At 45.3% G+C, this 12,917-nt stretch carries 21 protein-coding genes; all 21 read left to right on the top strand.

What is annotated here, in order from left to right:
• Positions 1–197, top strand: a 197-nt coding sequence (locus tag F6K38_RS26325) for a cation:proton antiporter regulatory subunit (RefSeq protein WP_287358000.1), incomplete at its 5' end; no start/stop codon positions are given.
• 641 nt (positions 198–838) lie between these two features.
• Positions 839–1,474: a 50S ribosomal protein L3 gene (gene rplC, locus F6K38_RS26330; protein WP_287248933.1), complete on the top strand. Its 636-nt coding sequence runs from the start codon at positions 839–841 to the stop codon at positions 1,472–1,474.
• Between the two features lie 147 nt (positions 1,475–1,621).
• The gene (rplD, locus tag F6K38_RS26335; RefSeq protein ID WP_008191222.1) at positions 1,622–2,254 is read left to right on the top strand and encodes a 50S ribosomal protein L4; all 633 of its coding nucleotides are present in this window, start codon (positions 1,622–1,624) and stop codon (positions 2,252–2,254) included.
• On the top strand, positions 2,247–2,549 hold the full coding sequence (locus F6K38_RS26340; protein ID WP_070390686.1) for a 50S ribosomal protein L23: 303 nt from the start codon (positions 2,247–2,249) through the stop codon (positions 2,547–2,549). Before rplD ends, F6K38_RS26340 begins: the two co-directional genes overlap by 8 nt.
• 123 nt (positions 2,550–2,672) lie before the next feature.
• Positions 2,673–3,536 carry a 50S ribosomal protein L2 gene (gene rplB / locus F6K38_RS26345; protein WP_008191218.1) on the top strand — a complete coding sequence of 288 codons (864 nt, stop codon included), beginning with the start codon at positions 2,673–2,675 and terminating at the stop codon, positions 3,534–3,536.
• A 111-nt stretch (positions 3,537–3,647) separates the two neighbouring features.
• The gene (gene rpsS / locus F6K38_RS26350; RefSeq protein ID WP_008191216.1) at positions 3,648–3,923 is read left to right on the top strand and encodes a 30S ribosomal protein S19; all 276 of its coding nucleotides are present in this window, start codon (positions 3,648–3,650) and stop codon (positions 3,921–3,923) included.
• Positions 3,924–3,973: 50 nt separating this feature from the next.
• Positions 3,974–4,333 carry a 50S ribosomal protein L22 gene (rplV, locus tag F6K38_RS26355; RefSeq protein WP_008191214.1) on the top strand — a complete coding sequence of 120 codons (360 nt, stop codon included), beginning with the start codon at positions 3,974–3,976 and terminating at the stop codon, positions 4,331–4,333.
• 76 nt (positions 4,334–4,409) lie between these two features.
• The gene (rpsC, locus tag F6K38_RS26360) at positions 4,410–5,135 is read left to right on the top strand and encodes a 30S ribosomal protein S3 (protein WP_008191211.1); all 726 of its coding nucleotides are present in this window, start codon (positions 4,410–4,412) and stop codon (positions 5,133–5,135) included.
• A gap of 85 nt (positions 5,136–5,220) precedes the next feature.
• Positions 5,221–5,640 (top strand): 50S ribosomal protein L16, encoded by a 420-nt coding sequence (rplP, locus tag F6K38_RS26365; protein ID WP_044495712.1) that lies wholly within the window; start codon positions 5,221–5,223, stop codon positions 5,638–5,640.
• 3 nt (positions 5,641–5,643) lie between these two features.
• Positions 5,644–5,928, top strand: a complete 285-nt coding sequence (gene rpmC, locus F6K38_RS26370; RefSeq protein ID WP_008191208.1) for a 50S ribosomal protein L29 — start codon at positions 5,644–5,646, stop codon at positions 5,926–5,928.
• An 8-nt stretch (positions 5,929–5,936) separates the two neighbouring features.
• The gene (gene rpsQ / locus F6K38_RS26375) at positions 5,937–6,185 is read left to right on the top strand and encodes a 30S ribosomal protein S17 (RefSeq protein ID WP_008191205.1); all 249 of its coding nucleotides are present in this window, start codon (positions 5,937–5,939) and stop codon (positions 6,183–6,185) included.
• Positions 6,186–6,336: 151 nt separating this feature from the next.
• On the top strand, positions 6,337–6,705 hold the full coding sequence (rplN, locus tag F6K38_RS26380) for a 50S ribosomal protein L14 (protein ID WP_008191203.1): 369 nt from the start codon (positions 6,337–6,339) through the stop codon (positions 6,703–6,705).
• Positions 6,705–7,067, top strand: a complete 363-nt coding sequence (rplX, locus tag F6K38_RS26385) for a 50S ribosomal protein L24 (protein ID WP_287248919.1) — start codon at positions 6,705–6,707, stop codon at positions 7,065–7,067. Before rplN ends, rplX begins: the two co-directional genes overlap by 1 nt.
• 96 nt (positions 7,068–7,163) lie before the next feature.
• Complete coding sequence (rplE, locus tag F6K38_RS26390) at positions 7,164–7,709, top strand: 50S ribosomal protein L5 (RefSeq protein WP_008191199.1); 546 nt, start codon at positions 7,164–7,166, stop codon at positions 7,707–7,709.
• A 23-nt stretch (positions 7,710–7,732) separates the two neighbouring features.
• Complete coding sequence (gene rpsH / locus F6K38_RS26395; protein ID WP_008191196.1) at positions 7,733–8,134, top strand: 30S ribosomal protein S8; 402 nt, start codon at positions 7,733–7,735, stop codon at positions 8,132–8,134.
• Positions 8,135–8,396: 262 nt separating this feature from the next.
• Positions 8,397–8,936 carry a 50S ribosomal protein L6 gene (gene rplF, locus F6K38_RS26400; RefSeq protein WP_008191191.1) on the top strand — a complete coding sequence of 180 codons (540 nt, stop codon included), beginning with the start codon at positions 8,397–8,399 and terminating at the stop codon, positions 8,934–8,936.
• Between the two features lie 3 nt (positions 8,937–8,939).
• Positions 8,940–9,302: a 50S ribosomal protein L18 gene (gene rplR / locus F6K38_RS26405; RefSeq protein ID WP_008191189.1), complete on the top strand. Its 363-nt coding sequence runs from the start codon at positions 8,940–8,942 to the stop codon at positions 9,300–9,302.
• Between the two features lie 114 nt (positions 9,303–9,416).
• Complete coding sequence (rpsE, locus tag F6K38_RS26410; RefSeq protein WP_008191187.1) at positions 9,417–9,938, top strand: 30S ribosomal protein S5; 522 nt, start codon at positions 9,417–9,419, stop codon at positions 9,936–9,938.
• A gap of 107 nt (positions 9,939–10,045) precedes the next feature.
• Positions 10,046–10,495, top strand: coding sequence for a 50S ribosomal protein L15 (gene rplO / locus F6K38_RS26415; RefSeq protein WP_008191185.1), 450 nt, complete (start codon positions 10,046–10,048; stop codon positions 10,493–10,495).
• Between the two features lie 44 nt (positions 10,496–10,539).
• On the top strand, positions 10,540–11,880 hold the full coding sequence (secY, locus tag F6K38_RS26420; RefSeq protein ID WP_071102175.1) for a preprotein translocase subunit SecY: 1,341 nt from the start codon (positions 10,540–10,542) through the stop codon (positions 11,878–11,880).
• A 124-nt stretch (positions 11,881–12,004) separates the two neighbouring features.
• Positions 12,005–12,568, top strand: a complete 564-nt coding sequence (locus tag F6K38_RS26425) for an adenylate kinase (RefSeq protein WP_287250438.1) — start codon at positions 12,005–12,007, stop codon at positions 12,566–12,568.
• The last annotated feature ends 349 nt before the right edge of the window (positions 12,569–12,917 follow it).

Raw genomic sequence — 12,917 nt, forward strand, 5'->3', positions numbered from 1 at the left:
AGGGATCTAAGCATTGGGTAACTTTGGTAGAGAATTCAAGTTTGGTCGGTATGAAGCCAATTGATCTCCAGCATCAATACAATGTGATGGTTCAGGCGTTGCGTAGACAAGGGAAACTATATAATCCGGTGGATGAAGCTGGAGTATTGCAGGTGGGGGATTGTGTGTTGTTGTCTGGGGAATGGGATGAGGACTGAATAATTTGGTTTCAAGACTATGCGATTAGCCCGAAGGGCTACGCTACGCGAACGCATCCTTCGAGCTCCGAATCCCCCGATTTCACATAAATCCATACAGCAAGCAAATTTTTCTCAAACTAATTCTCAAACTAACTAGACACCCTTAGCAAAATACTATATACTATATAATAGTGACATTATGACAGTTGCTTCCTCAGCAACTGATGATCTGGGTGTGCTGTGGGCTGAGAAGTAGGTTCGAGGCAAGACAATATAGACAGCATACCAGGCGTTTGTTTGGCATCAGGGCTAAAGTAGATCAAAGACAGTTAGGTATAAACAAGTCCCATCAGTTCTTGGGTCTGCTTTAGGTCAATAATTGCTTACAATTTCGTGGATCAAGGGATACTGAGTTATTAACAACTTAAGTCCCAGCGAAGTCAGGCAAGTTGAATAGCCTTTTCTGACCAGTCAACGCAATTGAACGAGAATCTAGCTCGACCGTCATGCCGAGCTAGATAAAAGTGGGCTCTCTGCTTATTTTTTTGAGGAGAGGTTTATCCACTATAAATAGTGAACAGGTTTGTGGCACAAAGGGAATTCAGGTTCGTGAATATCCCTACTGCCATACTGCTGCAATGTCTAGAAAGGAGAAACCCGTGTCTGTCGGTATCCTCGGTACCAAACTCGGTATGACCCAAGTGTTCGATGAAGAAGGAAGAGCGATTCCTGTAACCATCGTCCAAGCAGGGCCATGTACTGTGACCCAAATAAAAACTAACCAGACAGATGGCTACAATGCCATTCAAATTGGTTATGACCAAGTCAAGCCTAAGGCAATTAATAAGCCTGAAATCGGACACTTGGCTAAGTCCAGCGCCCCACCCTTACGCCACCTACGTGAGTACCGCGTGGATGATACCAGTAATTTTGAACTGGGTCAGCCAGTCAATACCGATATGTTCAGTATTGGTCAAATTGTCGATGTCAGCGGTAAAAGCATTGGTCGTGGCTTCGCGGGTTATCAGAAACGTCACAACTTCAGGCGAGGACCGATGGCTCATGGTTCCAAAAACCACCGCCTTCCAGGTTCCACTGGAGCAGGGACAACCCCTGGTCGTACCTATCCAGGTAAGAAAATGGCTGGTCGTTACGGCGGTACCAAGGTGACAATTCGCAAACTTGAACTAGTCAAGATAGATCAAGAGCGCAATTTGCTAGCGATTAAAGGTGCAGTTCCCGGTAAACCAGGGACACTCTTGAGCATTGCACCCACTAATAAAGTCGGACGTTAGTCAGAACGAAAAAGCAATTAGCTCCCTCATCGTTAGGTGTAAGCCTGATGTATATGTAACTGTTTATTTTTACTACTAGCACCCCCTAAGTGCTTAAAAGCTAACAGCTAATTGCTAAACGCTTGCTCGCTAAGAAGGAGAGAACAAATGGTAGATTGTTCAGTGCGAAACTGGCAAGGGGAAGAAGTAGGGCAGGCAACACTCCAGATGCGAGTTGCCAAAGAAGAAAACGCTGCCCACATTGTTCACCGGTCACTGGTGAGACAAATGGCCAATGCTCGTCAAGGCAATGCTTGTACAAAAACTCGTTCCGAAGTTAGAGGTGGAGGACGCAAACCTTGGCGACAAAAGGGAACCGGTCGTGCTCGTGCTGGTTCTAATCGTTCACCCCTATGGCGTGGTGGTGGTGTGATCTTTGGTCCGAAACCCAGAGACTATAGCCAGAAAATGAACCGCAAAGAGCGTCGCTTGGCTCTGAGAACAGCGTTTATGAGTCGAGCAGAGGATTTGATTGTGGTAGAGGAATTTACTGAGCAACTACCACGACCCAAGACCAAGGATTTGGTGGCAGCAATTGGTCGTTGGGGAATTGAGCCTGAGTCAAAAGTTCTCCTAATCCTAGCTCAGCCAGAAGAAAAGGTTTATTTGTCAGTCCGTAACCTAGCAACTGTCAAGTTGATTTATGCCACCAACTTGAATACCTATGATATCCTGGCCGCTGATAAAATCGTGACAACTAACACGGCTCTTGCCAAAATTCAGGAGGTTTACAATGACTGAGTATAACCCCCGTGACCTTGCTGATTTGGTGATTCGCCCAATTGTGACTGAAAAGGCGACCCTACTGATGGAGCAGAACAAGTATGTCTTTGATGTGATTATCAAAGCGACAAAGCCACAAATTAGAGCCGCGATTGAAAGTCTTTTTGAAGTGAAAGTGGTGGCAGTAAATACCCTACGTCCGCCACGGAAAAAGCGTCGAGTGGGAAAATTTGTAGGTTACAAAACCCAGTACAAACGGGCGATTGTTACCCTAGCTCCAGGAGATTCGATTACTCTATTCCCAGACGTATAAAACTGGCTAATTGCTAATTGCTAATTATTAATTTGGTTAATTGCCAATTGGTAGATTGTCAATTGTTAAGACAAACTAGTCAAGACAAACTAGTCAAGACAAACTAAGTAAAAAATACTTGTTATGGGCATCCGTAGCTATAGACCATACACCCCAGGCACTCGTCAGGGTACTGTCTCAGACTTCGCTGAGATTACTCGGACTGAGCCAGAAAAATCCCTAACCAAGTCTAAGCATCGTAAAAAAGGTCGCAATAATCGCGGTGTTATTACCTGTCGCCATCGCGGTGGCGGACATAAACGTCTATACAGGGTAATTGACTTCCGCCGGGATAAGCACAATATTCCGGCAAAAGTGGCAGCAATTGAGTATGACCCCAATCGGAATGCTAGGATTGCGCTTCTCTACTATCAAGATGGTGAAAAGCGATATATCCTGCATCCTGTGGGTTTGGAAGTGGGGTCATCCATTATATCTGGGCCTGACTCTCCCATCGAAATAGGCAATGCCTTGCCCCTAAAGGATATTCCCTTAGGCACCAACGTGCATAACGTTGAACTGATCCCAGGGCGAGGAGCACAGATTGTCCGTGCAGCCGGAGCAACTGCTCAAGTGCAAGCTAAAGAAGGTGACTATGTCACCCTAAAGCTGCCGTCTAGTGAAGTCAGGATGTTGCGTAAAGAATGCTACGCCACTATTGGACAGGTCGGTAATGTTGAAGCCAGAAACTTGAGTTTAGGTAAAGCTGGTCGCAATCGACATAGAGGCCGTCGTCCCCAAGTAAGGGGCAGTGTAATGAACCCGGTAGATCACCCCCATGGCGGTGGTGAGGGTAGAGCTCCTATTGGTAGAAGCGGTCCAGTGACCCCCTGGGGGAAACCAGCCTTGGGAGCCAAAACTCGTAAGGCCAAAAAGCAAAGTAGTTCTTTAATTGTCCGGCGTAGGCGGAAATCCTCTAAGCGAGGGCGCGGTGGTCGCGATTCTTAAGGAGTTGAACGTTAAAGTTAGCAGGTTAAACGTTGTAAATAGCAACTAATCACTACCAACTAGCAACTATTAACTACCAACTAACAACTAAAAACTAACGAGCGTTGAATTATGGGTCGTTCATTAAAAAAAGGTCCTTTTATAGCCGATAGTCTTCTGACTAAGATTGAAACCTTGAATGCTAAAGGTGAAAAACAGGTGATTAAAACCTGGTCAAGAGCCTCGACCATTGTGCCGCAGATGGTTGGTCACACCATTGCCGTTCATAACGGGCGGACACATGTACCAGTTTTTATCAATGAGCAGATGGTAGGTCATAAGCTGGGCGAATTTGCCCCGACTCGAACATTTCGGGGACATGTTAAGGATGGTAAGGCCCGTCGTTAAAGTGATTAGTTCAGTAGTTAGTAGCTATAAAGAAAGCAAATGATGGAACGATGGCGATAGACACTACAGCAGAAACTAAAGCGATCGCACGCTACATTCGGATGTCTCCAAGTAAAGTGAGGCGAGTACTTGACCAAATTCGGGGGCGTTCCTATCGGGAAGCTCTGATCATTCTGGAATTTATGCCCTACCGGGCTTGTCAACCAGTCTTGAAAGTACTACGCTCCGCTGTTGCCAATGCTGAACACAATGCAGGGATTGACCCAGCTAGCTTATACATCACTAAAGCTTTTGCGGATATGGGACCAAGCTTGAAGCGGTATCGACCAAGAGCTCAAGGTCGTGCTTATCAGATTCGCAAGCCAACCTGCCATATCACGGTGGCTGTTTCTCCAGAAGTAGATGATTAGTTAGTGAGTTGATTGAGCATTACCAAGGGTGAACACTAATAGCGCTATGGCTAGATAATAGGGAAAGAAAAGAACAGTGGGACAGAAAATACATCCAATTGGTTTTCGGCTAGGTATCACGCAAGAGCATCGCTCTCGCTGGTTTGCCGACTCAAAGCGTTATCCGCTTCTGTTGCAGGAAGATTATCAAATCAGACAATATGTTGACAAAAACCTCAATAATGCTGGAATTTCCGACATCCGGATTGAGCGCAAAGCTGACCAGATTGATTTAGAAATTCATACAGCTCGACCTGGAGTAGTTGTTGGTCGTGGTGGCAGTGGTATTGAGTCTTTGCGTGTCGGTCTGCAAAAATCCCTGGGCAACAATCGTCAGATTCGTATCAATGTCGTGGAAGTATCACGGGTGGATGCAGATGCTACCCTAATTGCCGAGTACATTGCCCAACAGCTAGAGCGCCGAGTTTCCTTCAGACGAGTGGTTCGTCAAGCAATTCAGCGGGCTCAGCGGGCTGATGTCCAAGGGATTAAAGTTCAGGTAGGTGGTCGGTTAAATGGAGCTGAAATTGCCCGAACCGAGTGGACTCGTGAAGGACGAGTGCCCCTCCATACCCTCCGGGCAAATATTGACTATTCCTACAAAACGGCCCAAACCATTTATGGAATTTTGGGCATTAAAGTTTGGGTGTTCAAAGGGGAAGTGATTCCCGGTCAAGAAGAAAAGCCTACCCCTAACACAGCTCAACCTCGTCGCCGTCAGCCAAAACGCCGCCAGCAGTTTGAAGACCGCTCAAATGACTAGTAATGACTCACTAGTATTTTGAAAATTGCTTGCTTGTTAATTGTCAGTTTTCAATTTTCGATTTTCAATTAACAAAGAACAAATTATGTTAAGTCCAAAAAGAACAAAATATCGCAAACAGCACCGGGGACGAATGAAGGGTATGGCCACTCGTGGCAGTACCATTAACTTTGGTGATTATGCCCTGCAAGCCACAGAACCAGCTTGGATTACCTCCCGCCAAATCGAAGCAGGTCGTCGGGCAATGACGCGCTACGTTCGTCGTGGTGGCAAAATCTGGATTCGAATTTTCCCAGATAAACCAGTCACCATGCGTCCAGCAGAAACTCGTATGGGTTCTGGAAAAGGTTCCCCAGAGTTTTGGGTAGCAGTAGTTAAACCCGGTCGGATTATCTATGAAATCGCTGGGGTAAGCGAAGAGGTGGCTCGGGAAGCCATGCGTCTGGCTGCGAACAAATTTCCCATTAAATTGAAGTTCATTTCTCGTGAAGGGGAACAGGTATAAGCTATGGCTCTGCCCAAGATAGAAGATGCTAGAAGCCTGAGCGATGCCGAACTAGAGCAGGAAATCTTAGCAGCTAAGCGTCAGTTGTTTGACTTGCGCCTGCAAAAGGCAACCAAACGCTTAGAAAAACCTCACCAGTTTAAGCATCTTAAGCACCGAATCGCTCAGCTAATGACAGTAGAACGAGAACGCCAACTCGCTAAACAGAAAGAATCAACAGATACCTCACAAAGTGATACCCCACAATCAGAACAAAGTGATACCCCACAATCAGAATCAGAAGCATAAGGAATAGTATGGCAGCAAAAGAGAGAGTTGGCCTGGTGGTCAGCGACAAAATGAACAAAACTGTGGTGGTGGCTATTGAAAATAGGTCTCCCCACCCAAAGTACGGCAAAATTGTTGTGCGTACCAAGCGATACAAAGCTCATGATGAGGAAAATAAATGTAAAGAAGGCGATCGCGTTCGGATTAGAGAAACACGACCACTGAGTCGTACCAAACGCTGGATGGTTGCTGAAATCGTCAGTAGTTCCTCAAAATAGCGAGTTAACCCTAGTCGATGTGGGTTTTCCACGACCTACCAATGTGCGTGAGATCTCGGAAGAAAATCCTTTCGGAATTGGAAACTTAGCAATGTTTAACTAATAACTCGTTTAACTCATAACTCATTACTCTATTAGAGGAGGAACACTGATGATTCAACAAGAGAGCTACCTAAACGTTGCTGACAACAGTGGAGCCAGAAAAATAATGTGCATCCGCGTTATTGGTGCAGGAAATCGGCGCTACGGCGGTGTGGGTGATGTAATTATTGGTGTGGTCAAAGATGCCATTCCAAATATGGGCGTCAAAAAGTCAGATGTAGTTAGGGCTGTGATTGTGCGCACCCGCAAGGGGCTACGTCGGGAAAGCGGTATGAGTATTCGCTTTGATGACAACGCAGCAGTAATCATAAACCCAGATGGCAATCCCAGAGGGACCCGCGTTTTTGGCCCTGTAGCGCGGGAACTGCGAGAGAAAAACTTCACAAAAATTATATCCCTTGCTCCGGAGGTACTCTGATGCCAATTAAACACCAGAAGGCACAAACTGATACCCCATTACGCTACAAAATGCACGTTAAAAAGGGCGACACGGTACAAGTGATTGCCGGTCGAGATAAAGGCAAAATTGGAGAAATTTTGCGGACGCTACCCAAAATTAGCAAGGTAGTAGTCAAAGGAGTTAACGTCAAAACTAAGCATGTCAAGCCTCAACAAGAAGGTGAGAAAGGTCAAATTGCTACGTTTGAAGCTCCAATCCATAGCTCCAACGTTATGCTTTACTCGAATAAAGAAAAAATTGCTAGCCGCATCTGCTATACCTTTACCGACGATGGTCGGAAGGTGCGGATGCTCAAAAAAACTGGTGAGATTATTGACTAATTATTCAGTTACTAATGGCTAATGGTCAATGACCAATGACTAATAACTAATGACAATTGCCCTGACCAAGCCCAGGGAAATCAAAGGAAAAAAACTATGACAAAAGGGTTAAAAATCCTATACCAGGAAACAATAGTCCCCAAATTAAAAGAGCAATTCGGTTACAAAAACATTCATCAAGTACCGAAATTAGTCAAAGTTAGTCTTAACCGAGGATTAGGAGAGGCATCTCAAAATGCCAAGGCTCTGGAATCATCGGTAAACGAAATTGCCATAATCACCGGTCAAAAACCGGTGGTCACACGAGCAAAACAAGCGATCGCGGGTTTTAAAATCCGTGCCGGGATGCCTGTTGGTGTCACGGTTACCCTCCGTTCAGAGCGTATGTACTCCTTTCTAGAGCGGCTAATTAACTTAGCCCTACCAAGAATTCGGGACTTTCGGGGTCTTAGCCCTAGAAGCTTTGACGGTCGTGGTAACTACACTCTTGGGGTGCGAGAGCAACTCATTTTTCCAGAAGTAGACTACGACAGCATCGATCAGATTCGTGGTATGGATATTACCATAGTCACCACTGCCAACACTGACGAAGAAGGTCGCGCCTTACTCAAAGAGATGGGAATGCCTTTCCGGGATAAATAAGCCTGTAATCATAGGAAGGAACAATGCCGGCAAACGACACAATTGCAGATATGCTGACCCGCATTAGAAATGCCTGCTTGGTTCGGCATCAAACAACAAATGTACAATCAACTAAAATGACCCGGGCGATTGCCCAAGTACTCAAAGAAGAAGGCTTTATTACTGATTTTGAGGAAGCAGGCGAAGGGGTCAAAAAATACTTAGTTGTTTCCCTAAAATACAAGGGCAACAATCGCAAACCAATTATCAGAGCCCTGAAGCGGGTGAGTAAACCTGGATTGCGAGTTTACTCCAACCGTAAAGAACTGCCAAGAGTCTTGGGAGGGATTGGGATTGCTATTATCTCTACTTCTAATGGCATCATGACCGACAGGGAAGCAAGGCGTCGGGGAATTGGTGGTGAAGTTCTGTGTTACGTATGGTAAAGGATGAAGCATGAAGGATGAAGGATCTACTAAGAGCCGTCAGCTGACTCGCTACTTAAAAATCTAGGCTTGCCAGCTATCAGCTGGAAGCCCCTGTAGATTAGAGCATCAGTTCGAGCAATAATCAGCTCAGTATATGCCAAACGGTCCTTGGGCCAACCTAGGATTGATCGGATTAGCTGATTAACCAATTCATGACATACTTCATACTTCATACTTCATACTTTATATTTCATACTTCTTTAGTTAGGAGGATAATTTTATGTCACGTATTGGCAAGCGCCCTATACCAATTCCCAGTAAAGTTACTGTAACAATAGACGGTCAACAGGTGAAGGTCAAAGGTTCCAAAGGTGAACTGGATTGGGTTTTGCCAGATACAATTAAAGCTGAGCAAGTTGGTGAAACTGTACAGGTTTCCCGGCGCGAAGAAACCCGAACCGCCCGTGAAAGTCATGGTTTGTCTCGCACTTTGGTTGCCAACATGATTGAGGGAGTCTCCAAAGGGTTTGAAAAACGTTTGGACATTCAGGGAGTCGGTTATCGAGCTCAAGTGCAGGGTCGTAATCTGATTTTAAACGTTGGTTACAGCAAGCCAGTGGAGATCGTTCCTCCTGAGGGGATTCAAGTCAAAGTTGAAAACAACACCAACGTGATTGTCAGTGGCATCAACAAAGAAGTTGTAGGCAACACAGCTGCAAAAATTCGTGCAGTTCGACCCCCAGAAGTCTATAAAGGTAAAGGCATTCGATATGCCGGTGAAATAGTCAGACGTAAAGCTGGTAAAGCAGGTAAGAAGTAAACTATGAAACTTACTCGAAAAGAATCTATACGACACAGACATAGGCGGGTACGCCGGAAAGTCAGTGGTACTGCTGAACGCCCAAGATTAGCTGTATTTCGCTCTAATGAGCACATTTATGTGCAAGTTATCGATGACAATCAGCAACATACCATAGTGGCAGCTTCAACGTTAGAACCAGCTCTGAGATCTGAACTCAAATCTGGAGCCACTTGTGAAGCCTCAGCTAAAGTGGGTCAGTTGGTGGCCCAGCGAGCACTAGAAAAAGGTCTCAAGAAAGTGGTCTTTGACCGTGGGGGCTACCTATATCATGGTCGTGTCAAAGCTTTAGCAGAAGCTGCTCGTGAAGCAGGGCTAGATTTTTAGTAAATGCTAATTGACAATTAACAACTGAAAATTGAAATTAACAGTTAAAAATTAGCAACTATAAATTAGCTAATCTTTGAATACTTACTATCATGATTTAATTTCTAGCGAACTATGGCAAATCGTAGAAAAAACAACCGCTCTAAAGAAAAAGAAAGTAATTGGCAAGAGCGGGTTATCCAAATCCGCCGCGTTAGTAAGGTGGTCAAAGGGGGCAAAAAGTTGAGCTTCCGGGCCATCGTAGTTGTAGGTAATGAAAAAGGTCAAGTGGGGGTTGGTGTAGGCAAAGCCAGTGATGTAATTGGTGCTGTCCGTAAAGGAGTTGCTGATGCCAAAAAGCAACTGATTGATGTACCCTTAACCAAAACTAATTCCATTCCTCACCCATCTAGAGGTAGGGCGGTGGGAGCCAAAGTAATCATGCGACCTGCTGCTCCCGGAACTGGGGTAATTGCTGGGGGTGCTGTGCGCACAGTACTTGAGTTAGCTGGAGTTAAAAATGTCTTAGCTAAACAGCTTGGTTCCAATAACCCCCTCAATAATGCTAGAGCAGCAATCAACTCTCTTGATTCCCTACGCACATTTTCAGAGGTGGCTCAAGAACGAGACATTCCCCTTGAACAAATCTATGCATAAATTAAAAACCAGGTAGCTAGAAATAAAAGTAATATGCTCAAGGTTGACGGTTTAGCGTCAGCCGTCAATCTTAAAAAAAACATTTTCACCCTTACAAAAAACGATCGATGAGAATCAATGATGCAGTCCCAAAAAAAGGCTCCAAAAAGCGCCGACGCCGTGTAGGTCGTGGCATTGCCGCTGGTCAAGGGGCTAGCTGCGGTTTTGGAATGCGTGGTCAAAAATCCCGTTCAGGTCGAGGGACAAGACCTGGTTTTGAAGGGGGTCAGATGCCCTTATATCGCCGTATCCCCAAGTTAAAACACTTTACGGTCATTAACCCCAAACATTACACTACAATCAACGTAGGTAAGTTGGCCTCACTTCCCGCCAATACTGAGGTAACTTTGGAATCATTGTTGGAGACAGGTGTGGTCACCACCAATGATGGTCCATTGAAACTACTCGGTGATGGGGAGCTGAATGTGCCACTCAATATAAAAGCTGCTGCCTTTACAAGTGGTGCCCGCCAAAAAATCGAGGCGGCTGGTGGCAGCTGGGAAGTTATAGCTAAGTAACCCCTTTAGCCCTTATGCTCCTGTATCTTCAAGAGGTACCTTAAATGACTGTCAGTCGAGACAAAGCCCCAACTGCTCAAGAGACGTTTATGCAAATGGCTCAAGCGGCTGGCCTTAGAGGTCGGCTGCTTGTCACCGTTGGTTTGTTAATTTTAGCCCGCTTGGGTGTCTTTCTTCCTGTACCAGGAATTGATCGAGCCAGATTTTCAGCAGAACTCCAGAATAGCCCGTTTGTAGGTCTTTTGGACTTTTTCTCTGGTGGTGGTTTTTCCGCCCTAGGGATTTTTGCCTTGGGAATTTTGCCTTATATTAATGCTTCGATTATCCTACAACTGCTAACGGCAGCAATTCCTGCTTTAGAAAATTTGCAGAAAAACGAAGGTGAAGCAGGGCGTCGAAAAATCGGTCAGATTACCCGTTATGTTGCCCTAGGCTGGTCTGTGATTCAAAGTATTGGCTTATCGTTGTGGGCACAGCGGTTTGCTGTTGAACCAGGCGCATTCTTCGTGTTTGAAACTGTCCTTGCCCTCACGGCTGGCTCTATGTTCGTGATGTGGCTATCAGAGTTAATTACCGAACGAGGCATTGGCAACGGAGCTTCACTGTTGATTTTTGTCAATATTGTTGCTGTTTTGCCCCGCACCTTGGGTCAAACCATTGAACTGGCTCAGACCGGCGGTCGAGAAACAGTGGGTAAGGTAATTGTGCTGCTGTTAGTTTTCCTAGTCATGATTGTCGGTATTGTCTTTGTGCAAGAAGGCAGCCGACGCATTCCGATTATTACTGCCAGACGTCAAGTTGGTAAGCGCCTTTACCGGGAGCGGAAAAATTATTTGCCCCTAAGGCTAAACCAAGGTGGCGTGATGCCAATTATCTTTGCTTCAGCCGTCTTAATCCTACCCACATCTCTAGCTGGGATAACTAGTGGCGATAATAGCAATGGATTGTTAGCCCCAATCAATCAAGTTCTAATTCAGATTGCCAATTATCTCAACCCCAATGGTCAAACTCCTTGGGTCTATGTTGCTGTCTATTTAGTCTTGATTTTGTTCTTTAGCTACTTCTACGCCTCCCTGATTATAAACCCAGTAGATATGTCCCAGAATTTGAAGAAAATGGGGGCGAGTATCCCTGGTATTCGACCAGGAAGGGCTACCAGTGAATATATAGAGAGAGTTTTGAACCGACTGACCTTATTAGGAGCAATTTTCCTAGGACTGGTAGCTGTAGTACCAACTGCAGTCGAAAGCGCCACTGGTGTAACCACATTTAGGGGATTAGGTGCCACATCCTTGCTGATTTTGGTGGGGGTTGCCATCGACACAGCCAAACAAATTCAAACCTACGTGATTTCCCAGCGTTACGAAGGTATGGTCAAGCAGTAAAGTGATTGGGCAATGGGCGCAGCAGCTTTTTTCGGTGGATGAGCCTCAAATTTTCGGGTCAGTTGGTTTGTGTTCATTGCCTAAGACAAAAACCAACTGACACATCACCCATGACACATGACACATGAAAAGATTAATCTTTTTAGGACCTCCAGGAGCAGGTAAAGGAACTCAAGCCAAAATTGTGGCTGAACAACTAGGGATTCCTCACATTTCAACTGGGGAAATTTTGCGAGGGGCTGTTAGTGCCCAAACCCTCCTGGGTCAAAAAGCTAAGTCCTATATGGATAAGGGAGAATTGGTGCCTGACGAGTTGCTCATAGATCTGATCCGCGATCGCCTAAATCAACCCGATGCTCAAAAGGGTTGGATTTTAGACGGTTTTCCCCGTAACGTCAGCCAAGCCCATTTCTTGAATGACCTGTTGCAGGAGCTTGACCAAACTTTTGATGGTGCCATCAACCTGGAAGTGCCAGATCAGGTTTTGCTCGACAGACTATTGGAAAGGGGTCGTAAGGAGGGACGTACAGATGATAATGAGGAAACTATCCGCACACGTCTTGAGGTCTATTACCATCAAACAGCTCCTTTGGTGGAGTTTTACCGAGAACACTCAGCTTTAAAATCTATTAATGGTGATCTCTCCTTAGAGGAAGTCACAGAATCCATTAAACAGGTTCTAGGGTAATGGTTTTAGGCTAAGCGGGTTCAGCAGAAAGTCGGAAACCCCCCCTGCATGGGGCATGGAAGCCATCATCTGACCCTCTTGTAGCTAATACCTAATACCATTAGCCTAATCCTTAGACTAATGGTTCTTATAATGGTACGACCGGTGTAACCTATGCCTTGAGCTAGCCCACGGGAAAAATGCTTCCCTGACCCCGCTACTCCAAAGTTGGTGGGAAAGTATTTTAGTTGGTATAATTTAGGATTTGATAAAATATGTTAAGACTCCCTGAATTAAATAATCAAAATTTAGAACATAGGGGGATAGTTGTATTGAGGTTAAAACACTTTGGCTAAACAAGACTTAATTG

The sequence above is a fragment of the Moorena sp. SIO3B2 genome, from assembly GCF_010692525.1.
In the GTDB taxonomy this organism is placed as follows: domain Bacteria; phylum Cyanobacteriota; class Cyanobacteriia; order Cyanobacteriales; family Coleofasciculaceae; genus Moorena; species Moorena producens.